A 21,535-nucleotide genomic window follows, 5' to 3' on the forward strand; every position below is an offset into this window, starting at 1 on the left:
GGGTGGTGGCCGCTGTGCGGCCCAGTGGGTCAGACGGTTGGGATGGCTATGCGATCCAGTGACCGCTGCCAGGCCGCGACGGTGCCGTCGAGAACATCGGCGACGGCGACCTCGGCACGGGCGGCCGATGACTCAAGGAGAGCGACAGCGCCCGCGAGTGCCTGGATGGCTTCGGGTGCGCCGGTCTCCGGTGGGCTGCCGGTGCGTATCGCGTGCGCGAAGTCGACGATCTCGTGAGCGATGCCGTATCGGACCGGATCTGTCACGTCGACGGTGAGGTCCGCCGGGTTCCACGTGCCGGTGGGAAAGAGGCGTGTCCGGGTGCCGGCGGGTAGCGTGGCGACCCACTGCCGGATGCGGTCGTCGATGCGGTGGCGGGAACCGTCGTCGGTGGTGAGCCAGCCACCCTGCCAGTTCTCCCAGCAGGTCGAGGTGAGGCTGCCGGTGGAGCCCACCAACAGGCGGTTACCGATCACCTCACCGTGACCGGCCATGGTGAGGACGATCTGGGCGTGCACCCCTGCGGCGAACGAGACGTGACCGAAGCAGCTGTCCTCGCTGGTGACCGGCACCCGACGCCCGTCCGCCAGGACGGCCTGCGGTTCGTAGGTGTGCACCGAGGCGGAGACCGTCACCGCCGGACCAAACCAGTACTGGAGCAGATCCATCTCGTGCACGCCCATCTCCAGCGCGACGAGTGAGCCGGACCTCGATCGGTCGCGGTACCATTCACCGCCGCCCTGCGGGTGGAGCAGCGAGGCCGGCAGTGACAACTGTGCGGTGGTGAAGTACGGCGTGCCGATCAGGCCAGAGGCGATGAAGTCCTGCACGGCGCGGTTGCCGGCGACCCGGCGAAAGTTCTCTGCGACGGCGAGGACCCGGCCGGCTCGCTGTGCCGCCGTGGCCATGGCACGGGCGTCGGAGATGGTCAACGCGATGGGCTTCTCCACCAGGACGTGGTGGCCCTGGTCGAAGGCCAGGGCAGCCAGCGGTGCGTGCAGATGGGTCGGGACGGCGATGTCCACCGCGTCGACCTGCTGCCCCAGGGCAGGAAGGTCCTCGATGGCCGCGACGCTGGGCAGAGTTTCTCCGGTCAGGTCGAGGTATTCGGTGACGGCCGCTTCCCGGCGGTGCTCGTCACCGTCGCAGAGCGCGGTCAACCGGACGTCGGTGTTGCCGGCGGCGTGCAGCGCGGCGTACGCCTTGAGGTGGCGCAGACCCATCCCACCGCAGCCGACCAGGGCGACGGTCACAGTGCTCATCGTGGTTCCTCCGGTGTGGTGTCGGGGCCGGGACTGACGTCGCCGGCTGACTGTCCACCCAGGTAGGTGGCCTCGACCCGGGGGTCTCGGGCCAGGTCCGCGCCGGTGCCGCTGAGCACGATCCGACCAAGTTCCAACACGTGGGCACGGTCGGCGATGCGCAGCGCCTCGCGAATGTTCTGCTCCACCAGCAGCACCGCTGTGCCGTTCCGGGCCAGTCGTCGGGCGGTGGACAGGATCTCTTGGGACATCCGAGGGGACAGGCCGAGGGATGGTTCGTCCAGTGCGAGCACCAGTGGACGGGTGATCAAGGCCCGGCCGACGGCGAGCATCTGCTGCTCTCCGCCGGAGAGGGTGCCGGCGAGTTGCTGTGCGCGCTGCCCGAGGATCGGGAACAGCTGGTAGACCTCGTCGATGCGGTCCCGGATGTCGGCGGGGTGACGACGCATGGTGTAGCCGCCCAGGCGCAGGTTCTCGGCCACGCTCATCGACCCGAAGACCCGCCGACCCTCTGGTACGTGGCGGAGTCCGAGTGAGACGATCCGGTGCGCCGGCAGGCCGGCGAGGTCGATCCCATCAAGCAGGATGCGTCCGTGTGATGGCCGGATGAGACCGGAGATCGCCTTCATGATGGTGGTTTTGCCGGCGCCGTTGGGGCCGAGTAGCGCGACTACCTCGCCGCGCCGCAGGTCGAAGCTGACATCGTGGACGACTGCCAGGCCGTGGTAGCCCAGATGCAGGCCCGTAGCGGACAGGATCGTCATCGGTCGGGCTCCTCGTCGTCGGTCGGGTGCCCGAGGTATGCCTCGATCACCTCGGGCAGGGCAAGGACCTCGGTGGGGGCGCCGGTGGCGAGGATCCGCCCCTGATCGAGCACGACCACCTCGTCGGCGGCAGCGGTTACCAGTGGCATGTCGTGTTCGATCAGCAGCACGGCCACTCCGGAGGCGGCCACGGTCCGTAGGAGCCGGGTCAGGTCGGCCTTCTCTTTCGGGTTCATACCCGCCGCCGGTTCGTCGAGGATCAGCAGGCTGGGCTCCATGATCATGGCGCGAGCCAGTTCGACCCGGCGACGGTCGGCGTAGGAGAGGCTGCCGGGGCGACGGGCGGCCGCCTCGGTCAGCCCCACCTGGTCGAGTTGGTGCCAGGCCCGGACGGCGGCGGTGAAGTCGCGGTGGCGCACCGTCCGGGGGGCGAACAACGCGTGCCGTAGGCCGAGGTCGGTGGTCGCGTAGGCGGCCACGGTGACGTTGTCCAGCACGGCCATCTGGTCGATCAACCGGGTGGTCTGGAAGGTGCGGGACACGCCCAGCCGGGCGATGCGGTGTGGAGCGAGTCGGGTGATGTCGCGGCCGCGTAGTTCGACTCGACCACTGGTGGCGCGGTGCACTCCGGTGATCGCGTTGATCAGCGTCGACTTGCCGGCGCCGTTGGGTCCGATGATGCCGACGACCCGGCCCGCCTCGACGGTGAGGCTGACGTCGTCCAACGCGACGAGCCCGGCGAAGCGTTTCGTGATGCCTGTCGCCCTCAGCAGTGGTGCGGGTTCTTCGGGTGTGGCGGTGGTGGCCTGCGTCGCGGCCGCTGAGGGAGGGCTGGTCGTAGTGGCGGGCGTCGTTCTCGCTGCTGCCAGGGCGGCGGCCGGCGGGAGGACGGATCGTTCCGGGACCAGCCCTCTCGGGCGAAGTTCGATCAGGATGATGACGGCGACGGAGAAGACGAGTAGCCGATAGTCCTGGATGGAACGCAGGATCTCCGGCAGGGCGACGAAGACCAGGGACGCGCCGAGAACACCGACGGTGCTACCAAGGCCACCCAGGACCACCACCATGATCAACTGAACGGAGAGCATCAGTTCGAAGTTGGTGGGGTCGATCGCCACCGACCGGGCGGCGAAGATCGATCCGGCGAGGGCGCCGACCGCGCCGCCGGCGACATAGGCGCCGATCTTGAGACGGAGGGTGGGTAGGCCGACCGACTCGGTGACGAAGTCGTCGTCCCGGATCGCCCGCCAGGCCCGACCGATGTGCGAACGACCGAGCCGGTTGACCAACACGACCGCGACAGCGAGTAGCGCGAACGCGAGCAGTGCCTGGCGGATCGGACTGTGGAAGGTGAACCCGAACAGCTCCGGGATGGGCAGCGGGTAGAGGCCGCGGCTGGCTCCGACGTAATCCCAGTTGTTGGCGATGGTCCGGACCAGTTCTCCGAAGCCGATAGTGACGATCGCCAGGTAGTCGGGGCGTAGTCGCAGGGTGGGATAGCCGATCAACACCCCGGCCAGGGCAGTGACGGCGATGGCGATCGGGATGGAGGCGAAGAAGTCGAGGCCGAGGTGCACGCCGCAGATCGCCGAGGTGTACGCGCCGATGGCGAAGAACGCGGCGTATCCCATGTCCAGCAGGCCGGCGTAGCCCATCACTACGTTCAGGCCGAGTCCGAGCACCGCGTAGGTGGCGACACCGACGGCGACGGTGGTGACGTAGTCCGAGCCGTAGGCGTTCAACAGGGCGACGCCGGCCAGCGCCAGGCCGAGGATGGCCAGCACGGAAGTGGGCCAGGTGGTGGCGACGTGTCGCCGCGACCGGTTCAGCAGGGTTCGTGTCATCAGGCCCGCACCGCCACCCGTTCGCCGAGGATGCCCTGCGGTCGCAGGTACAGCACCAGGATCAGGGCGCCGAAGATGAAGGCGTCCGACCAGGCCCCGGCGAGGTAGCCCTGGACGAGCGCTTCGAGCACCCCGATGACCAGCCCGCCCAGAACCGCGCCGCCGATGTTGCCGATACCGCCGACCACGGCCGCGGTGAACGCCTTCAGGCCCAACATGAAGCCCATGTCGAAGGAGATCCGGCCGTAGTACACCCCGGACAACACGCCGGTCACCGCGGCCAGCGCCGCGCCGATGGCGAACGCCGCAGCGATGAGCGCAGTAACATTGACACCCATCAACCTGGCGGCGTCGTGGTCGATGGCCAGGGCCCGCATCGCGGCGCCGGTCATGGTCCGCTGTGCGAACCAGATCATTCCGACCATCAGCGTGCCGGCCAGCCCGATCACGACCAGGTCCATGCCGGCGAGGCGAATTGCACCGATGGTGATCGTCTCGGTGGCCAGGGAGTAGTTCGGGTAGGCCCGTTCCCGGGCGCCGAAGATCAGTTTGATGATCTCCTCCATGGCGAACGCCACACTCAGCGTCACTAGCAGGAATCCCAGGGTCGAGCGGCCGATGAGGCGGGCGTACAGCAGGCGGAGCAGGGTCAACGACAGTAGGGCGGTCCCAGCGATGGCAACACCCGCGGCCAGCAGGATTCCCAGCAGCGTCGGCATCGCCTGGACCCACGCCTGTTCGAGCATCACCCAGCCGATGAAGGAGGCCACCATGACCAGATCACCGTGGGCAAAATTGATCAGACGTACGATCCCGTACACCATCGTGTAGCCCAGCGCGACCAGTGCGTAGAACGAGCCGACGGTGCCGCCGATGATCAGTACCTGCACGAGTGTTTCCATCAGTCCGGTTCCGTCTGATTGCCTACTGGCCCACCGCGGCCCAGCCGCCGTTCGGCGCGAACTGGAAGACGGGTGCGAAGGTGCCGTCGGTGCCGGCCCTGACGGCGAGGAACGGGAATGCCTTACGGTCTCCCCGATCGTCGAAGGAGATCTGGCCGGTGACGCCCTCGAAGGTCAGCGCCCGTAGCCGCTCGTTGAGCGCCTCGGTGGACAGGTCGTCCGGGTCCTCCTTGAGTGCGGCCACGAGTCCCTCGGTGGCGTCGTACTGGAAGACGTCGTACTGTGCCGGTTCGGCGTTGTACTGCTTTTGGTATGCCTCCCGGAACGCGGTGGCGTTGGGGTTGTCCAGTAGTGAGGCGGTCGGGTAGGTGACGATGCTGAACCGGTCGTCCCGAGCTGCCTCCGGCGAGGACTCGATGACGCTGAGGTCGATGGAGGACGCGCCGCCGACCAGCTGGTACGGCAGGTCGAGGGACTTCCACTGCTTGGCGAGGATGCCGAACTCCGGGTAGAAACCGGTGTAGAGCAGAGTGTCCGCACCTGTGGTCCGGACCCGCTCCAGGGCGGCACGGTAGTCGTTCTGACCTGGTTGGATGGAGTCGTTGTAGACGATCTCGGCGGTGCCTGCGGCCGCGACGTTCGTCGTCACGTTTTCGGCCACCGAGCGGGAGAACTCGGAGTTGTCATTCATGATCGCGAGCTTGGTGCTCTTCAGCTGCGTGAGGACGTACTGGGTCGCGACAGGGGCTTCCTGGTCATCGCGGCCGATGTAGCGGGTGATGTTTGGATAACCGGCGTCGGTGACCTTCGGGTTGCTGGAGACGGCGACCACGAAGGGTAGATCCCCGTTGCGGTGGAACAACTCGATGGCGGGCAGGGTCGCCGAGGAACAGAAGCCGCCGACGATCGCGACGACCTTGTCGTTGATCAGCTTCTGGGCGGCCTGGGTTCCGGCCTGCGCCTCGCAGGCATCATCGGCTACCACCAATTCGACCTGCCGGCCACCGATGCCGCCCTCGTTGTTGACTCGGTCGACCACGAGCTGGCTGGCCCGGACCATCCCTTCGCCGTCGGCGGAGACGCTGCCGCTGGTCGGGGCCAACACGCCGATGCGGATCGGCCCACCGTCAGCCTCGGCGTCGCTGCCCTGACAGGCGGCGAGGGCGAGCAGCGGAAGCGTCGCAACCGCGGCGACGACGGCCCGACGGCCACCGCCGAGCGCGTCACTTGTCCTGATCACTATTTTTCTCCTCAAGGTGCACGTCTGAATGCGCGGACGAGTTCGGTGTCGCTGGTGATCGGCCCGGTGGAGCTTGCTTCTCCGGGTGAGCCGAGCGGCTGGTCGCGGCCGGTCAAAACGTCTTCGAAGAACCGACGATTGTCGTGGGCGAATTCGGCCTCGTGGCCGGTGGCATCCGTGAGGCGCACGACGGCGCCGGTCGGGCACTCCGTCATGCATGCACCGCAGTCGATGCACTCGTCGGGTTGGATGTAAAGCTTCCGCGTACCTTCGTAGATGCAGTCGACGGGGCAGACCGACACGCAAGAGCGATCGCGTACGTCGATGCATGGGGAACCGATGGCGTAAGTCAAGGACCCACCTCCCACCCCTTTGTCAGCCGCGGGGTAGCCCGGCTGGTTGGAGATTGGATCCAAGATGCACGAGCCAGGTGAGGGTGTCAACATCCCAACAGTGGATGGTCCACCAGCCGGACGCGAGTTTTACACCTCAGAAACACGCAGGTCAGTGGGCAGGCCTGCGGTAGCGGGACGTGCAGAAGCCGGACAGCCGGTTGGCGATCAGCCGGAGCGCGGCGTCGGCGTGGTGCCCACGCGGCCAGGCGGCGTAGAGGCTGATACTCAGCCGGGCACGGCCCGCCGCGATCGCGACCGGGTGAAGACCGAACCGAGTGTCGTCGGAGACCACCGCGACACCGCGCCCCGCCGCCGCGACGGCCTGCGCCACCTCCGGCGTGCCGAACTCGGTGACCTGCCGGTAGCCGAGCCCGGCCGACCCGACCGCCCGGTCCAGGGCCCGTCGGGCGTGCTGCGCCGGAGACAACAGGAGCAGGTGCTCGGCTACGACGTCGACCACCTGGACGACCTGGCGGTCGCGCCACCGGTGTGTGCCGTTCACGTACGCCCAGACCGGCAGGGTCGCGATCGGCGTGCAGGAAAGCTCGCGCGGAGGCGGCTCAGTGCCGATCGCCAGATCCGCGCCCCGCTGCAGCGAGGCGTAGATCGCTGGCGGGGACTCCTCCCACACCCGTGGCAGTGGATCTGTCGAGTCCCAGGTGGCCAGGAACGGTGCGATCACATCGGTCAACGTGGTACCCGGGCAGCTAATCGTGACGCTGGTCAACGTGCCCGTCCGGATCGCCGCCGCAGCCTGCAAGGCAAGGTCGGCGCGGGCGACGAGGTCCCGGGCGATGGGCAGAAACTCCAGCCCGGCGGAGTTCAGGGTCAGCCGGCCGTCCCGCTGGTCGAACATCCGGATGCCGAGGCTCTGCTCCAGCCTGTGCAACTGCCGGGACAGCGCCGGCTGGCTGACGTGCACCTGCCGCGCTGCGGCCGAGACCGATCCGGCGTCGACCACGGCCAGCAGGTATCGGAGCGTACGCAGTTCCACGAGGCGCCCTCCCTATGCCTGGAGAGCATGGACCCTAGTCGGAACAGGCATTCGACAACATGGCAGCGGCCGCACAGGATGAGCGCATGACCGCTGCCCCGAGGAACCGCCTGCTCCGCACCCAGATACCCGGTCCCAACTCGGTCCTCGCGCACCGCCGCACGGCTGCGGCCGTTTCCGCCGGAGTGGGTATCGGCCTGCCGGTCTACGTGACCCGGGCCGGTGGCGGGGTCCTCGTAGACGTGGACGGCAACCAGCTCATCGACTTCGGCTCCGGCATCGCCGTGACCACGGTCGGCAACGCGGCTCCCCGGGTGGTCGCCGCAGTGGCCGACCAGGCCGCCAACTTCACTCACACCTGTTTCATGGTGACCCCGTACGAAGGGTACGTGGCGGTCTGCGAGCAGCTCAACACACTGACCCCGGGCGGTCACGAGAAGCGTTCGATGTTGTGCAACTCCGGCGCGGAGGCGGTGGAGAACGCCATCAAGATCGCCCGCTACGCCACCGGTCGGCCTGCGGTCGTCACCTTCGATCACGCCTACCACGGCCGGACCAACCTGGCCCTGGCCCTGACCGCCAAGGCCCGACCGTACAAGGACGGATTCGGCCCCTTCGCCGGGGAAGTGTATCGGGCGCCGATGGCGTATCCGCTGCGCTGGCCGGGAGGTGCGCAAGCCTGTGCCGAGCAGGCGTTCGCGGCCTTCGTCGACCTAGTCGAGTCGCAGGTAGGCGCTTCCCGCACCGCAGCCGTGATGGTCGAACCGATTCAGGGCGAGGGTGGATTCATCGTGCCGGCCGTGGGCTGGCTCAGGCGGGTGGCCGAGTGGTGCCGAAAACATGGCATCCTGCTGATCGCCGACGAAATCCAGACCGGCTTCTGCCGGACCGGCGACTGGTTCGCCGCAGAGCATGAACAGGTCGTACCGGACCTCGTCGCCACGGCCAAGGGCATCGCCGGTGGCCTGCCGCTGGCGGCGGTGACCGGCCGTGCCGAGGTGATGGACGCTGTCAGCCCGGGCGGGCTCGGTGGCACCTACGGGGGCAATCCGATCGCGTGCGCCGCCGCGCTCGCCGCGATCGAAACCATGATCGACGAGGACTTGTGCGGTCGCGCCCGGCAGGTGGAACGTCTGTTCCGCCCCCGCCTGGAGGACCTACGGCGACGGTACGGCGTCATCGGCGAGGTACGTGGGCGAGGTGCGATGCTGGCGGTCGAGCTGGTTACCGGTGCGGACGACCTGACCCCGAACCCGATGCTCACCGCTGCGGTCAACGCCCGCTGCCACCGCGCTGGTCTGGTAACCCTGACCTGCGGCACCTACGGCAACGTGTTTCGTTTCCTACCGCCCCTGGACGCGCCCGACACGGTCCTCGAGGAAGGCCTCGGCATCTTCGAGGCCGCTCTTCACGGGGCGCAGGCCCGATGAACCCGGCGTGGTCGTCCGCAGCGCCCGATACGTCGAGCCGGTCCACTGTCGACGATCCGGTGGAACGCGCGGTGCTCGACCATGTGCCCTGCGGGGTGTTCGTTGGCGGCCGGTGGCGCGAATCCGCCGACGGCCGAACCTTCCCCGTCGAGGACCCGGCGACCGAAGCGATCCTACGCACCGTTGCGGACGGCACCGCCATGGACGGTCGCGCTGCCCTGGACGCCGCGGTGGCAGCGCAAACGGATTGGGCAGCCACCGCACCTCGGTACCGCGCGGAGTTGCTGCGAGCCGCATACGAGCAACTCGTCGCGCGGACGGAGGAGTTCGCCCTGTTGATGACACTGGAGATGGGTAAGCCACTGGCTCAGGCCCGGAGCGAGGTCACCTACGGGGCGGAGTTCCTCCGCTGGTTCTCCGAGGAGGCGGTGCGGATTTCTGGTCGCTGGGGCCTCGCTCCGGAAGGCGCCAGCCGACTTGTCACCACGAAACACCCGGTCGGGCCGACACTGATGATCACGCCGTGGAACTTTCCACTGGCGATGGGAGCCCGCAAGATGGCCCCGGCACTCGCGGCCGGCTGCACGATGGTGGTGAAGCCGGCCGCGCAGACTCCGTTGACCATGCTCGCGCTGGCGGATCTGCTGACCACCGTCGGGATACCCCCAGGTGTGGTGAACGTCGTCGCCACCACCCGCGCGGCCGAGGTGACCGCCCCGCTGTTCGCCGATCCGCGGTTGCGCAAGCTCACCTTCACCGGATCGACGGCGGTGGGCCGGCACCTGATGCGACAGGCCGCCGGGACGCTGTTGCGAACCTCGATGGAACTTGGTGGCGACGCCCCGTTCCTGGTCTTCGCGGACGCGGACCTCGGCCGGGCTGTCGACGCGGCGATGCTGGCGAAGATGCGCAACATGGGGGAGGCATGCACGGCAGCGAACCGATTCTTGGTGCACGAGTCGGTAGCCGAGCAGTTCGCGGCACAGCTCACGACCAGGATGGCCGCCGGTGTCGTCGGTCGGGGCACCGACGCGGGGGTGACTGTCGGGCCGCTGATCGACGCCGCCGCTCGGCGGCGCGTCGCCGACCTCGTCGACGACGCCAGAGACCGGGGGGCGACGGTGCTGACCGGAGGTTCCGCGATCGGCGAGAACGGCTACTTCTATGCCCCGACAGTGCTCACCGGAGTACCCGCCGACACCACTCTGACTCGCAAGGAGATCTTCGGCCCGGTCGCTCCGATCACCACATTCACCGCTGAGAGTGAGGCGCTCACGATCGCCAACGACTCGGAGTACGGCCTGGCTGCGTACCTGTTCACTCGGGATTTATCACGGGCGGTCCAGATCGCCGAACGTCTCGATGTGGGGATGGTCGGGATAAACCAGGGGATGGTGTCCAGTGCGGCGGCGCCGTTCGGTGGGGTCAAGCAGTCCGGCTTCGGGCGTGAAGGTGGCCCGGAAGGTATCGACGAATACCTGTCGTTGAAATCCATCTCCCTTGCCGTCTGAATTGCCTAGTCGACGCCTCCCGCACAGGTCAAGTCTGTGATTGTCGGGTTTCGGTCCGAGTTGCTGTCGTACTTGGGCGCGTTCGTGTGATCTCAATGATTCCCTCTCTTTTCCTCATTTCTCCCTCATGGATAGGTCCACGTAGGGCCGGATACTGGTTCATGTCGATGGCGGTAGGAAGCGTCGCGACAGCAGTAGACATCCGTCGTGGGACAGAGAAGTGGGGTAGTGAAATGCAGAACAACAACTCCGGTACGGCCGCGGTCCTCCGTCGCGCTCGAAGCCTGGCACTCGTCGTCGCGGCCGGGACGGTGGGCGGCGCCGTGCTGTTCGGAGCCGTGCCGGCGCACGCCAACGCGACCACCAAGACGGTCGCCTCCGACGGCAACTCCGTCACCTTCACCACCAGCGACAGCAGCCGCAATGTCAGCGGGAACATCGCGTTCACGATCAACCGGGACGGCAACTGGGCGATCGAGGCGAACGCTCGGAACGGGAACCTGCTCGGCCGCAACGCGCACTGGATCTGCGACCTGACGCTCGGTTCGTCGGACCTGCGGAAGTCGACCGGCACCAGGTGGGTGCCGGGCAAGAAGACCCGTAGCCTCAACGCCGGCGCGTACGAGCCGTTCATCGAGGTCAGCTACGACGCGCTTAAGGCGACCGGGCAGGCCGACTGCGACGTCGTCGTCGGCTGACCTCACCCCGGTCCCGGGGCGTGTGGCAGGGGCCGGTGTGACGCCGGGAGGCTGGTCGAGGGGCGCGGTGGGCGGTACGAAGATCGCCCACCGCGCCCCCGGCGTTCTACTGTGAGTGAACCCCAGCTTGGAGATGGACTGCAGATCCAGCTGTTGGTGCTGAACGCGGAGGACCTCCCACCGGACGACACGCGCTCGCGGTCCGTCCGGATCTACCACTGTGGACTGACAGCGCGGACACCATAGCGAGGGCGGCCGACAGAGCTGCCGCCTGCGGTGCGGAAGGTCACGGATCCGGTCCGGCTGGCTAACGCAGTGTGGCCAGCGGCGTGACTTTGGCGACCGGCCCGCCCTGGACCACCCGGCCGCCGACCGTCACCCAGGCGTGGGCGGCCAGGGGCGCTGTGCTGGTGACACCGAGGTGGAGTTCGCACGGGATTTCGCGGCGCCGCAGCATGGCCCGGGTGGTCATGGCCCGTGGCAGGCACACGGGGTGCCAGGGCAGCAGGTTCCCGACCCGGTCCACCACGCGGGCGACACGGCGTGCCGCAGGCCAGCGTGGGTCGGCGTCCTTCGGCGTGTCGGCGGACCGGGCGACCGTGCCGAGCAGGCGCATGAGTCGTGGTCCCGAACACACGGCGACGAGGATCTGGGCGCTCGTGAGCCGGGCGGCGGCCTCCAGGGCGAGGGCGACCGTGCTCGGCCTGGTCACGGGGTGACGGTGATCAGACGTGCCCGTACCAGGTCGTCCAGGAACGCGGTCACGTCCTGGTGGCAGGTGTCCGGCTCTACGCCGTACTCGGTGCGCAGGGTGGCGCAGATGCCCTCGACGCTGGTGGGTTCGGCCATGAGTTCCCAGATGCGGGAGGCCACCGGGCTGAGACCGAAGTAGGCACCCTGCTCGGGGTCGAGCATGACGATCTCGTCGTTGACGGTGGCGGTCAGCGCGGCGGAACTGCGCACGACCTCAGATGACAAAGTGACTGACACGGGACAAATAGTGCCATACCGTCGCTCGGGTAAGCGCGCCTTTCGGGTGAAGACGGGTGAACGTATGACGGGCTTCGCGGGCCTGGTAGGGCTGGACGGCCGACCGTACGGCGAGCGTGACCTGGATGGGGCGGCCACGGTGCTGACCGCGCTCGGTGCGGACGCGTACGGAGGCTGGTCCGGTAGAACAGGTGCGCTCACGGCGGCAGTGGCGTCGGTCGTGCACCACCGCGTTCCCGAGGACGACGACGACCATCAACCATGGGTGTCCGCCGAAACCGGGACGGTGGTGGTCGCCGACGCGGTGCTGACGAACCGGGCGGAGCTGTGCCGGATGCTGCACCTGCACGGTGCGGCGGCGCTACCGGACTCCTTGCTGATCGCCCGCGCCTACGCCCGGTGGGGAGCCGACTGCTGCCGCCGACTGCGCGGCGACTTCGCCTTCGCGGTCATCGACGGGCGGCGCGGGGGAGTACTCCTCGCCCGCGACCACCTCGGACGGCGACCGCTGCACCTGTACCGGGGGGTCGGCTGGCTCGGCTTCGGTAGCACCGCGCTCGCAGTCGCCGCGTCGCCACAGGTACCGCTGGAACCGGACCTCGACCGGGCCGTGGAGTTCCTGGCCGTCGCGCAGGACACCCGGCGCAGCTGGATCCGGGACGTCACTCCCGTACCGGCGGCCAGTTCCGTCTGGATCACTCGGGAGCGGACGCAGCACCGACGCTACTGGTCGCTTGACGTCACGCCCCGGCGGTCCGGATCCGCCGCCGAGCACGCCGAGGAGTTGCGCGGCGCCATGGACCAGGCGGTACGCGCCCAGCTTCGGCACCGAGGTGGGCTAGGTGTGATGCTCAGCGGTGGCCTGGATTCGACCGCCGTGGCGGCGACCCTCGCCGAACAGGTCTCCTCGGCGCGAATTCGGACCTACACCTCGGTGCCGCCGGTGGGCTGGGCGGGATCGGCGAACGGACGCGACGCCGACGAGTCCGTCCTGGTCCGGCTGCTGTCCGACGTGCATCCGCACGTCGAACCGAGCTTCGTCGACGCCGTCGGCGCCTACGCCGTCGACGGTGACGACGCCTACTTCGCGGCCGGGGGAACACCGGTCCGCAACACGCTCAACATGATGTGGGTCAGGGCCATCCACCACCGTGCCGCGGCCGACAACGTCTCCGTGCTGTTCACCGGCGGCATCGGCAACCTGACCTTCTCCCGGGACGAGCCTCGGTGGTTGGTGGACCTGATGCGCGCCGGGCGCCTGGTCGAGACGTGGCGCGAGGCAACCGCCTGGTCGGCTCGGCGCGGCTGGCGCGAGACCCTGATCCAGGGTGTGGTGCGACCGATGCTGCCCGATCCCGTGCAGCGCCTGATCGAGGTACGGCGTGGCTCCCGGTCGGTGGCGGCCCAGTGGCTGGCCGCGAGTCCGCTGCGGCCCCACCTGGCCACGACCGCGCTCGCCGCACGCATCGCCGGCGGTATCGACGCCTACCGCAGGATCTCCGGCCTCGGCCGGTTCCTCGACGACAACGCCCAACACGCGGAGGTGATGGCCACCCTCGACGTGCGGTGCGGTGGGCGCGTCGTGGACCCCACCGCCGACCTTGCCCTGATCGAGCTCTCCGCCGGGCAGCCGGGCTGGGCACGGCGTCACCGTGGACGGGGCCGGGCCGGCGCCCGTGCCAGCATGGCGGGGCGGGTGCCGGACGGCATCAGACTGCGTGAGGTCCGCGGTGCCCAACTGCCCGACTGGTACGACCGGCTCACCGATCGGCGCGACGAGATCCGTGACGAGTTCGCCGCCGCGCGGGCCGACCCGGCCACCCAGGAGCTGATGGACCTGTCGCGTCTCGACGCGCTCGTACGCGACTGGCCAACTCCCGATCGGGCTGGCGATCCGTCGGTGGTGCGGGACTACACCCTGCTGCTACCCCGAGCGCTGGCGACGAGCAAGTACCTCCGTTGGCTGGATCACCACCGAACGGTTCGCCCACGAACCGTCGCGGCGCGTCCGTCGCAGTTCCGTAGCCGGGCACCGCACCTCGCGCCGTGACCCTGTTCGTAGCGGAGGAACCTTCGCCTTCGGCGAGGGTGGAATGCTCGGGTCGGTCAGCCGACACCGCCGTCAAGAAGCGCCGGAAAGTGGCGTCCGGAGGTCGTTCGGCGACGGCATTCTCGACCTCGACCCGCCCTGTTCGATCTGGGAAATTCGGTGTCTTACGGGCTGGCGAATTTCCTGCGTAAGGTCGATGTGGAATGTCAGAATCGCAGTGGCGTCAACGCCGAAGAATCGGGAAGCGGGCTATTCGAGCCGCAGATGCAGCAGGAGGAAAGATGAGCATGTCACATCCACGTGAACCGGAGAACGGTCTGTCGAGCGGCGAGGGCAGGCGGGTCTGGTCGACACCGCGCCTGGATCGCCTGGCGGCAGGCGCCACGGCCAGCGGTGTGTTGCTGATCCTCGACTCACTGATCGGCCTGGACTCCTAGTCCCGGCCGGTGGCTTGAATCTGCGTTCCCGAGGCCGTGACTGCGGGATGCGGTCAAGCCGGAGCTGGTGCGAATCTCGTTCATAGGTGTCGCCAGGATGGTCGAGATCATGGTTTCGGCCATCCCGGCGGCGACCTGTGAAAGGTCATTCAAGATGCAGACGCACGATCACCCACACATACCTCGAACCGATCCGGACAAGACAGTCCCAGTCGCGATGTTCCTCGATCGGAAACTGTTGCGGTGCCTGATGCTGGACGCGGTCGGTGCGCGCCTGGTCGCGGAGTTCCGACAGCACGGAATCGACTCGATCCTGCTCAAGGGACGCAGCATCGTGGACCGGCTGTACGACGGCAAGGTGGTCAACCGCAGCTACCGTGACGTCGACCTGCTCGTCGACCCACGGCAGTACGCCGACGCCGAGGCCATCCTGACGGACCTGGGTTTCGTCGACCTGATGGCCGGTGCCCGAAGCGGCGAGCGCTCGCTACACGCCTCCACCTGGCGCCGGGTCTCCGACCGGGCGACCGTGGACCTGCACGTCACACTTGCCGGCTGCGACGCGCCTGCGGTGAGGGTCTGGTCGCTGCTGCGGCAGCACAGTCGGCGATCGACGATCGGGACGACCGAGGTGGCCGTGCTCGACGACGTGGCGCTCGCCTGTCACCTCGCGATGCACGCAGGGCGTACCGGCCTGAAGGACACCAAGCCACTGGGCGACCTCCGGCGCGGTCTGCAGCTGCTGGGCGACGACACGATGCGGATGGCGGCGGCCCTGGCCCGGCAACTCGGCGCCATGCCCACGTTCGTGGCGGGGCTGCGCCTGGTTTCGGAGGCGTCCAGCCTGGCGGCGGAGTTCGGCTCGGGGGTGCGGGTGCCGGCGGAGCTGGCGGTACGGGCCCTGACCGAGGTGCGCGGCACAGGCACCCTGAACGCACTGCGCAGCGTCCCTGCGTGGCGACGTCCCCTGTTTGTCGTGCAGCGTCTTTTTCCGTCGAGGGCGATGCTGCGGCGGTCGATGCCGCTCGCCGCCCGGGGCTCCCGCTGGCTCGTCGTGTGCTATCTGCTTCGGCCGGTCTGGATGGCCGCGCAGCTGCCGGCGGCGGTCCGCGCCTGGCGGCGGGCCGCGCGCTCGTGGGCCCGGTGAGTCGGTTGCTCCGTCATCCGTCGATCAGTACGCCGTCGTCGTGGGTGGTGTCGGCCTGCTCGGTCAGACGTCCGTCCCGCAACTCCAGCACCCGGTCGCAGGCCGACAGGGTGCTGGCGCGATGGGTGACGACGAGCACCGCTGCGTGCTGGCGGACCTGTTCGATGGTGTGCCGCACGATCGCCTCGGTGTGGGCGTCGAGTGCGCTGGTCGGTTCGTCGAGTACGAGCAGTCGTGGCTGACCCGCCAGCGCGCGGGCCAGGGCGACTCGCTGGCGTTGCCCACCGGAGAGTGCCCGACCGAGGGGGCCGACCTGCTGCGCCAGTCCCTGCGGCCAGTTGCGGAGATCCTCGTCCAGGCCGGCGGCCCGGACGGCCCTGCGTACGTCGGCGTCGCTGATGTCGCTGCGGAGGAAGCGAACATTTTCCGCTATCGTCCCGTCGAGCAGACCGGGGTCCTGTGGTACCAGCGACACCTGGCTGAGCCAGCTGGCGAGTGAGACGCCGCCGATGTCGACCCCGTTGACGGTGATCCGGCCTCGGGTGGGTTGGGCGAGCCGGAGCAACAGGTGGAGAAGCGTCGACTTGCCGGCGGCGCTGCCGCCGACGATGCCCACCACCTCCCCTGGGCGCAGCGTCAGGTCGACCCCGGTCAGGGTGGGTTCGCCAGCCGACGGGTAGGTGAACCAGACATCCGTGAACCGCACCACCTCCAGGCGTGGCGCGGGGCACCCGGCGGTGGTCGGTGCGGCCCGCCGGTAGCGCTCGACCGTGGTGCTGATCCGGTCGAGGCTGGCCTGGCGGTCGGAGAGACCCTGCAGGGCCGTGGAGATCTGTTGTCCGAAACCGACCGCCCGCACCACCAACAGCACGATGGCGCCGATCGAGCCGACAGTGATCACCGAGGTTTGGCTGACCACGGCAAGGGCCAAACCCACGCCGAGAACGGTGAGGTCTCGGGAGAACGCGGGTACGATCCTCGATTCGAACCGGACACGGGCGGTGAGCCGCGCGGCCTGTTCCATCGGTCCGCGCGCCCTGTGGGGACCGATCGTGTGCACGCCGTTGGCCCACATGTCCCTGCTGAGCAGGGTGGTTTCGCCGATGATGGCGGTCAGGTCGTCGTTCGCGTGGACGGCGTCGCGCGCGAGCCGACGGGTCCGGACCCGGAACGGGTGGGCGACGACCAGGCCTGCCGTGCCGACCGTGACGATGGCGAGGGCGGCCACCGGGCTGATTACCACGGCGGCGGCGGTGAGTACGGCCAGCTGCGCGGTGGCGACGAGCGCTGACGATGCGGTGAGCATCCCCTGGCTGACCGTAACGGCACAGTTGCCGACGAGTTCCTGGAGGGATCCGGGTCGCTCGGTGGCCTGCTGGTGCCACCCCGCCGCGCAGTACGAGGACAGCAGTCGTGACCGGACGGTGACGGTGGCCTCGGTGCAGACGGCCGAAATGAGGCGTTCGGACAGCCAGTGCAGGTAGCCCGCGAGCAGGGTGGACGTGGCCAGGGCGGCCACCGCGTAGGGAAGTGGGAGCTGGTAGAGGCCGATGAGGGGATGCGTCGTGGATCTGCCGGTGTCGTCGGTCACCGCCACGGCCAGCGTCACCAGCTGGATGATCAGGGCTGTTTCGACGATGCCTTTGACGAGGCCCAGGCCGGCGAGTGCGGCGAGCTTGACTCCACCGGAGCGGACGTCCGCATGGGCGGAGCGGAACCAGTCGCTGATGGCCGCCGTGGATCGGCGCGAACCCCGGAACATATTTGTAACCTTAAAGGCTGTATGTCGCTTATATGCTAGAAAAGGGGCTATGGAGGCGCATCTGGGTCGACCGTTCGCGGCGGAAACGGCGGTGTTCGGGGCGGAGGTGACCGCCGGTCGGGTGGACCGTCGGGTTCCGGAGCCGATCATCGCCACGCCCTGGTTGACGGCGGATGCGTCGGAGGCGGTGCTGGAAGTCCCCGGAGCCGCCAGATTCCACGTCTGGCAGGGGCGCCGCGTCCGGGTCGAGGCGATGTCCGGGGTGCCGGCCTCGGTGATCCGCATGTGGCTCGAAGGTATGGTCGCCTCGCTCGTGCTGATCCAGCAGTGTCGATTCGCCCTGCACGCCTCGACCGTCCGCGTCGATGGGCGCCTGGTGGCCGTGGCCGGGTCAAGCGGCGCCGGCAAGTCGACGACCGCCGCGCTCCTGGCCAGCCGGGGCCACGCCATCGTCACCGACGAGGTGACCGCGGTCGACCTCGTCGTTCGGGAGGGGGGCGTCGTCCCCACCGTCTGCCCGTCCGGTCGTCGGTTGAGACTGCGGCGGGAGACCGTGGAGCGTCTCGGCCTGGGCCACGCCGGCGGTGAGGAGATCATCGGGACGGGCAAGCTCGGTTTTCCCCTGGTCGCCACCGCGCACGACGAGCTGCCCTTGGACGTGGTTGTCGTCCTCCGCCCGGTGCCCGGCGAGGTGGCACCGGCCGTCCACGGTGCGACGGGCCCTGCGACCCTCACGGCTCTCATCACCAACACGCTGCGGCCCTACTTCTGCATCCTCCAGCGTGAGGCGCATCTGCGCTGGGTGGCAGCCCTGGCTGGTGCCGTCCCGGTCGTCGAAGTGGACCGGCCGTCGAACCAGTGGACCGGCGCCGTGGTGGCCCGGTTGATCGAGGAAGTGGCGACCGGCGGACACGACGACCTGCTTCGCCCTCGCCGTACCGCCGGATCCCCTTCGTCGCCGCGCACCCACCAGTCTGTCGCGTCACTCGTCCGGTCGCCGGTCGGCTGACGCCGCGTACCGCCGCTGGGGTCGGCTACGCGCTGCGCGGGCATCGGGCTCCGCGGGCAGCGTCGTCGACCGGTCGCGGCCCTGGCGGTGGCTGTGGGGCGAGCGTCGCCGAGTTCGGCTGATGGTGCCGGCGCGCGGATCATCCGTCCGGTCGAAGGCCACTTCGGTCTCGAAAGGCACCGACACGTTCCGTGACTGACCTTCGTTGGACGGCGTCACCGACGAGATTTCGGATTCGCCGTACCAAGTGGTTCTTTCAGGCACTTCATGGTCGAGGTCGGCTTGCGTCGGGATGGGCGAGCTGGGGACACCCGGCTGCAGCTGGCTACTGTCTGTGCTGATAGCCCGGTGCTCGACACCCTTGACGATGTCAACCGCCTCACAGTAGCGTCCCATATTAAGAAACCAAGACCACAATATGAGCCGCTAAGTCTGGGGTAGCCATGAGAATGCGAGTGCGGGCCGCGACCGCAGCCCTGTTGATGACCGTCTCCGTGGCGGCATGTTCCGAGAACCAGACCCCCTCCGGGGAACCCGACAGCGACAGCGCCGCCCCCGCCGCCGCCGTCGACTTCGGTGTCGGTGTCGACCCCGCCTACTCGCCGATCTACCTCGCCGACCAGGAGAACCTCTTCGACCAGGCCGGAATCGACGTGACCGTCACCCAGTACCAGGAGGGCACCGGCGGGCTCGACGCGATCCTGGCCAAACAAGGCCAGGTCACGGCCAGCACCGAGTCGAGCCTGCTCAACCGGGCGACCCGCGGTGACATCAAAGGGCTGGCGGTCTTCTCCCAGTCGCCCAGCTTCATCAAGCTCGTCGCCCGGTCCGGCATCAGCGACGTCGCGGGTATCAAGAAGTACGGCGTCGTGCCGGGAACCGTGAACGAGTACGCCACCAACAAGGTGCTCGCCAGTGAGGGCATCAGCCGGGACGCTGTCGAGTTCGTCAACGCCTCGCCCGCCGAGATGCCGGCACTGCTGCAACGCGGCGACGTCGACGGCTACATCATGTGGGAGCCGTGGCCGTCGCGCGGCGTCGCCAACGGCGGCACGGTCCTGTTGACAAGCGGCGACATCGGCTACGTCTACAACCTGATCGTCGGCGTCGACGGTGCCTGGTACGAGGCGAACAAGGAAACGGCGAAGAAGGTCGTCGACACCATCGGGCAGGCGTGCGAGCAGCTGACGGCCGATCCGGCCAAGGCCGGCACGGTCACCGAGACCGCGATCAAGGTACCGGCCGCCGAGGCGCAGTCCCTGCTGGAGGGCGTGCAGTGCCAGGTCCGGGACTTCACCGACGAGGACATCGCGCGCTACCAGGAGATCGCCCAGTTCCAGCAGGACAGCAAGATTGTGGACCAGAAGGCCGACCCGGCGGCGGTCATGGTCAGGGGAGTGGTGTGAACCGCTCCGGCTCCCCGGTCTCCGTACGCGACGTCGACATCCGCTTCGACGACTTCGTGGCGGTCCGCCAGGCGAACCTGGACATCGCCGGTGGGGAGTTCGTCTGCCTGCTCGGCCCCAGCGGCTGCGGGAAGTCGACACTGCTCAACGCCATCGCCGGCTTCGTCAAGCCGGTCGGCGGGGAGGTGACCTGCGCCGATGCGCGGGTCACCGGCCCCGACGTGTCCCGCGGCGTGGTGTTCCAGAGCGCCGAGGCGCTCTTCCCGTGGCTGACCGTGCGCCAGAACGTCGACTTCGGCCCCCGGATGCGCGGCGTCGGCAGGGCGCAGCGGTCCGCCGCAGTCGACCGGTACCTGGCCATGGTCGGGCTCAGCCACAGCGCCGACCGGTTCCCCGGCCAGCTCTCCGGCGGCATGCGTCAGCGTGCGCAGCTGGCCCGGGTACTGGCCAACGAGCCGTCGATCGTGCTGATGGACGAGCCGTTCGGGGCGCTGGACGCGCAGACCCGGCTGGTGATGCAGGTCGAACTCGACCGGATCTGGCGGGACACCGGCGCCACCATCGTCTTCGTCACCCACGATATCGGCGAGGCGATCCTGCTCGGCGACCGAATCGTCACCATGACCGCCGGCCCGTCGGCGGCGATCAAGAACGTTTATCCGTGCGACCTGCCCCGGCCGCGCGACCTGACCGACCCGGCGAGCGCCGCGCTCTTCCGCCGGCTGCGCGAGGACATCGGCGCGGAGGTGGCCCGGACCCTGCGGGCACAGGGCCTCGACGACGGGCACGACGCAACGGGACCCGGCAACGGCGGTGAGCGGAACGCCGGTGGCGACAGGAAGGCACGACGATGAGCGTGGACGTCCGTAGCGTCGCGGAGAAGACCAACCCGACCGCGCCCCGACCAGCCCGTCGGCGCCGGCCCCGGCTGGCGCGGGTGGCGTTGTCGGTTCTGTCGGTGGTGCTCGGCATCGTCGTCTGGGACCTGGTGAGCCGCAACTACACGGCGTTCTTCCTGCCGTCGCCGCTGCTCACCTGGCGCGGCGCGGTCGAGCTGGTCCAGGACGGCACCCTGTGGGACTCGGTGAGCGCCTCGTCGACCCGGATCCTGACCGGCTGGGCGCTGGGCGTCGTCATCGGTGTGCCGGTCGGGCTGCTGATGGGCTGCGTGCCGTGGCTGCGGCTGATGCTGGACCCGTACATCCAGTTCTTCCGGTTCGTGCCGCCGATCGCCTTCGTCACGCTGGCGATCATCTGGCTCGGGCCGGGCGAGGCGTCGAAGGTCGCGCTGATCTTCTACACCACCGTCTTCATCGTTGCGCTCAACACGCTCGCCGGGGTTCTGTCCGTCGACGAGCTGCGGCTGCGCGCCGCCCGGGCGCTCGGCGCGAACCCGGCCCGCACCCTGGTGTCGGTGGTGCTGCCCTCGACCGTGCCGCACGTCGTGACCGGTGCCCGGCTGGCGATGGGCAACTCGTTCCTGACGATCGTCTCCGCCGAGATCGTGGCCGCACAGAGCGGCCTCGGTTCGCTGATCTGGACCGCCCGTAACTACGCCAAGACCGAGTGGGTCTTCGTCGGCATCATCGCCCTGGGCATGCTCGGTTACCTCTTCGACTGGATTCTCCGGGTCGTCAGCAGCAGGACCCTGCGTCGCTACGGCGTCACCTTCTGACCCACGCCGGCCTCGACGA

At 68.7% G+C, this 21,535-nt stretch carries 20 protein-coding genes; 10 read left to right on the top strand and 10 right to left on the bottom strand.

Annotated elements, in window-relative coordinates; genetic code table 11:
- Positions 1-29: 29 nt before the first annotated feature.
- From HCA58_RS08915 to HCA58_RS08945, 7 genes are all read right to left on the bottom strand, one after another.
- On the bottom strand, positions 30-1,262 hold the full coding sequence (locus HCA58_RS08915) for a Gfo/Idh/MocA family oxidoreductase (protein WP_169597302.1): 1,233 nt from the start codon (positions 1,260-1,262) through the stop codon (positions 30-32).
- Complete coding sequence (locus HCA58_RS08920) at positions 1,259-2,026, bottom strand: ABC transporter ATP-binding protein (RefSeq protein WP_169597303.1); 768 nt, start codon at positions 2,024-2,026, stop codon at positions 1,259-1,261. Before HCA58_RS08920 ends, HCA58_RS08915 begins: the two co-directional genes overlap by 4 nt.
- Positions 2,023-3,870, bottom strand: coding sequence for a branched-chain amino acid ABC transporter ATP-binding protein/permease (locus HCA58_RS08925; protein ID WP_169597304.1), 1,848 nt, complete (start codon positions 3,868-3,870; stop codon positions 2,023-2,025). The genes HCA58_RS08920 and HCA58_RS08925 overlap by 4 nt, the downstream gene beginning before the upstream one ends.
- Complete coding sequence (locus tag HCA58_RS08930; RefSeq protein ID WP_169597305.1) at positions 3,870-4,772, bottom strand: branched-chain amino acid ABC transporter permease; 903 nt, start codon at positions 4,770-4,772, stop codon at positions 3,870-3,872. The genes HCA58_RS08925 and HCA58_RS08930 overlap by 1 nt, the downstream gene beginning before the upstream one ends.
- A 22-nt stretch (positions 4,773-4,794) precedes the next feature.
- Complete coding sequence (locus HCA58_RS08935; protein ID WP_169597306.1) at positions 4,795-6,012, bottom strand: branched-chain amino acid ABC transporter substrate-binding protein; 1,218 nt, start codon at positions 6,010-6,012, stop codon at positions 4,795-4,797.
- 11 nt (positions 6,013-6,023) lie between these two features.
- On the bottom strand, positions 6,024-6,365 hold the full coding sequence (gene fdxA / locus HCA58_RS08940) for a ferredoxin (protein ID WP_169597307.1): 342 nt from the start codon (positions 6,363-6,365) through the stop codon (positions 6,024-6,026).
- A gap of 151 nt (positions 6,366-6,516) precedes the next feature.
- On the bottom strand, positions 6,517-7,401 hold the full coding sequence (locus tag HCA58_RS08945; protein WP_169597308.1) for a LysR family transcriptional regulator: 885 nt from the start codon (positions 7,399-7,401) through the stop codon (positions 6,517-6,519).
- An 86-nt stretch (positions 7,402-7,487) separates the two neighbouring features.
- Between HCA58_RS08945 and gabT the strand changes: the two genes are divergently transcribed.
- The 3 genes from gabT to HCA58_RS08960 all read left to right on the top strand — a co-directional run bounded on the left by gabT (position 7,488) and on the right by HCA58_RS08960 (position 11,040).
- Positions 7,488-8,831: a 4-aminobutyrate--2-oxoglutarate transaminase gene (gene gabT, locus HCA58_RS08950; protein WP_169597309.1), complete on the top strand. Its 1,344-nt coding sequence runs from the start codon at positions 7,488-7,490 to the stop codon at positions 8,829-8,831.
- Complete coding sequence (locus HCA58_RS08955; RefSeq protein ID WP_169597310.1) at positions 8,828-10,342, top strand: NAD-dependent succinate-semialdehyde dehydrogenase; 1,515 nt, start codon at positions 8,828-8,830, stop codon at positions 10,340-10,342. The genes gabT and HCA58_RS08955 overlap by 4 nt, the downstream gene beginning before the upstream one ends.
- Positions 10,343-10,575: 233 nt before the next feature.
- Entirely contained in the window at positions 10,576-11,040 is a 465-nt protein-coding gene (locus HCA58_RS08960) for a hypothetical protein (protein ID WP_169597311.1), read from the top strand.
- A 307-nt stretch (positions 11,041-11,347) separates the two neighbouring features.
- Here HCA58_RS08960 and HCA58_RS08965 read toward each other — a convergent pair whose 3' ends face one another.
- Entirely contained in the window at positions 11,348-11,752 is a 405-nt protein-coding gene (locus tag HCA58_RS08965; protein ID WP_169597312.1) for a lasso peptide biosynthesis B2 protein, read from the bottom strand.
- Positions 11,749-12,003 carry a PqqD family protein gene (locus HCA58_RS08970; RefSeq protein WP_169597313.1) on the bottom strand — a complete coding sequence of 85 codons (255 nt, stop codon included), beginning with the start codon at positions 12,001-12,003 and terminating at the stop codon, positions 11,749-11,751. The genes HCA58_RS08965 and HCA58_RS08970 overlap by 4 nt, the downstream gene beginning before the upstream one ends.
- A 91-nt stretch (positions 12,004-12,094) precedes the next feature.
- Here HCA58_RS08970 and HCA58_RS08975 point away from each other — a divergent pair, with 91 nt between their 5' ends.
- The 3 genes from HCA58_RS08975 (at position 12,095) to HCA58_RS08985 (ending at position 15,664) form a co-directional block, all read left to right on the top strand.
- Positions 12,095-14,080, top strand: coding sequence for an asparagine synthase-related protein (locus HCA58_RS08975; protein WP_169597314.1), 1,986 nt, complete (start codon positions 12,095-12,097; stop codon positions 14,078-14,080).
- 281 nt (positions 14,081-14,361) lie between these two features.
- Complete coding sequence (locus HCA58_RS08980) at positions 14,362-14,517, top strand: hypothetical protein (protein ID WP_169597315.1); 156 nt, start codon at positions 14,362-14,364, stop codon at positions 14,515-14,517.
- Positions 14,518-14,734: 217 nt separating this feature from the next.
- Complete coding sequence (locus HCA58_RS08985) at positions 14,735-15,664, top strand: nucleotidyltransferase family protein (RefSeq protein WP_169597316.1); 930 nt, start codon at positions 14,735-14,737, stop codon at positions 15,662-15,664.
- Between the two features lie 13 nt (positions 15,665-15,677).
- Here HCA58_RS08985 and HCA58_RS08990 read toward each other — a convergent pair whose 3' ends face one another.
- The gene (locus HCA58_RS08990; protein WP_169597317.1) at positions 15,678-17,426 is read right to left on the bottom strand and encodes an ABC transporter ATP-binding protein; all 1,749 of its coding nucleotides are present in this window, start codon (positions 17,424-17,426) and stop codon (positions 15,678-15,680) included.
- 49 nt (positions 17,427-17,475) lie between these two features.
- Between HCA58_RS08990 and HCA58_RS08995 the strand changes: the two genes are divergently transcribed.
- From HCA58_RS08995 to HCA58_RS09010, 4 genes are all read left to right on the top strand, one after another.
- Positions 17,476-18,435, top strand: coding sequence for a hypothetical protein (locus tag HCA58_RS08995; RefSeq protein WP_169597318.1), 960 nt, complete (start codon positions 17,476-17,478; stop codon positions 18,433-18,435).
- 443 nt (positions 18,436-18,878) lie between these two features.
- Complete coding sequence (locus HCA58_RS09000; protein WP_169597319.1) at positions 18,879-19,841, top strand: ABC transporter substrate-binding protein; 963 nt, start codon at positions 18,879-18,881, stop codon at positions 19,839-19,841.
- Positions 19,838-20,695 (top strand): ABC transporter ATP-binding protein, encoded by an 858-nt coding sequence (locus HCA58_RS09005; RefSeq protein WP_346775924.1) that lies wholly within the window; start codon positions 19,838-19,840, stop codon positions 20,693-20,695. Before HCA58_RS09000 ends, HCA58_RS09005 begins: the two co-directional genes overlap by 4 nt.
- The gene (locus HCA58_RS09010; protein WP_169597320.1) at positions 20,692-21,516 is read left to right on the top strand and encodes an ABC transporter permease; all 825 of its coding nucleotides are present in this window, start codon (positions 20,692-20,694) and stop codon (positions 21,514-21,516) included. Before HCA58_RS09005 ends, HCA58_RS09010 begins: the two co-directional genes overlap by 4 nt.
- Positions 21,517-21,535 lie beyond the last annotated feature (19 nt).

It is taken from the genome of Micromonospora sp. HNM0581 (genome assembly GCF_012726175.1).
In the GTDB taxonomy this organism is placed as follows: domain Bacteria; phylum Actinomycetota; class Actinomycetes; order Mycobacteriales; family Micromonosporaceae; genus Micromonospora.

What these genes read in the sequence shown, in the direction of transcription:
- HCA58_RS08920 (WP_169597303.1), bottom strand. Translation starts at nt 2,026, where the DNA reads ATGACGATCCTGTCCGCTACGGGCCTGCATCTGGGCTACCACGGCCTG.
- HCA58_RS08960 (WP_169597311.1), top strand. Translation starts at nt 10,576, where the DNA reads ATGCAGAACAACAACTCCGGTACGGCCGCGGTCCTCCGTCGCGCTCGA.
- gabT (WP_169597309.1), top strand. Translation starts at nt 7,488, where the DNA reads ATGACCGCTGCCCCGAGGAACCGCCTGCTCCGCACCCAGATACCCGGT.
- HCA58_RS09010 (WP_169597320.1), top strand. Translation starts at nt 20,692, where the DNA reads ATGAGCGTGGACGTCCGTAGCGTCGCGGAGAAGACCAACCCGACCGCG.
- HCA58_RS08930 (WP_169597305.1), bottom strand. Translation starts at nt 4,772, where the DNA reads ATGGAAACACTCGTGCAGGTACTGATCATCGGCGGCACCGTCGGCTCG.
- HCA58_RS08990 (WP_169597317.1), bottom strand. Translation starts at nt 17,426, where the DNA reads ATGTTCCGGGGTTCGCGCCGATCCACGGCGGCCATCAGCGACTGGTTC.
- HCA58_RS08925 (WP_169597304.1), bottom strand. Translation starts at nt 3,870, where the DNA reads ATGACACGAACCCTGCTGAACCGGTCGCGGCGACACGTCGCCACCACC.
- HCA58_RS08995 (WP_169597318.1), top strand. Translation starts at nt 17,476, where the DNA reads ATGGAGGCGCATCTGGGTCGACCGTTCGCGGCGGAAACGGCGGTGTTC.
- HCA58_RS08975 (WP_169597314.1), top strand. Translation starts at nt 12,095, where the DNA reads ATGACGGGCTTCGCGGGCCTGGTAGGGCTGGACGGCCGACCGTACGGC.
- HCA58_RS08915 (WP_169597302.1), bottom strand. Translation starts at nt 1,262, where the DNA reads ATGAGCACTGTGACCGTCGCCCTGGTCGGCTGCGGTGGGATGGGTCTG.
- HCA58_RS09000 (WP_169597319.1), top strand. Translation starts at nt 18,879, where the DNA reads ATGAGAATGCGAGTGCGGGCCGCGACCGCAGCCCTGTTGATGACCGTC.
- HCA58_RS08980 (WP_169597315.1), top strand. Translation starts at nt 14,362, where the DNA reads ATGAGCATGTCACATCCACGTGAACCGGAGAACGGTCTGTCGAGCGGC.
- HCA58_RS08955 (WP_169597310.1), top strand. Translation starts at nt 8,828, where the DNA reads ATGAACCCGGCGTGGTCGTCCGCAGCGCCCGATACGTCGAGCCGGTCC.
- HCA58_RS08985 (WP_169597316.1), top strand. Translation starts at nt 14,735, where the DNA reads ATGTTCCTCGATCGGAAACTGTTGCGGTGCCTGATGCTGGACGCGGTC.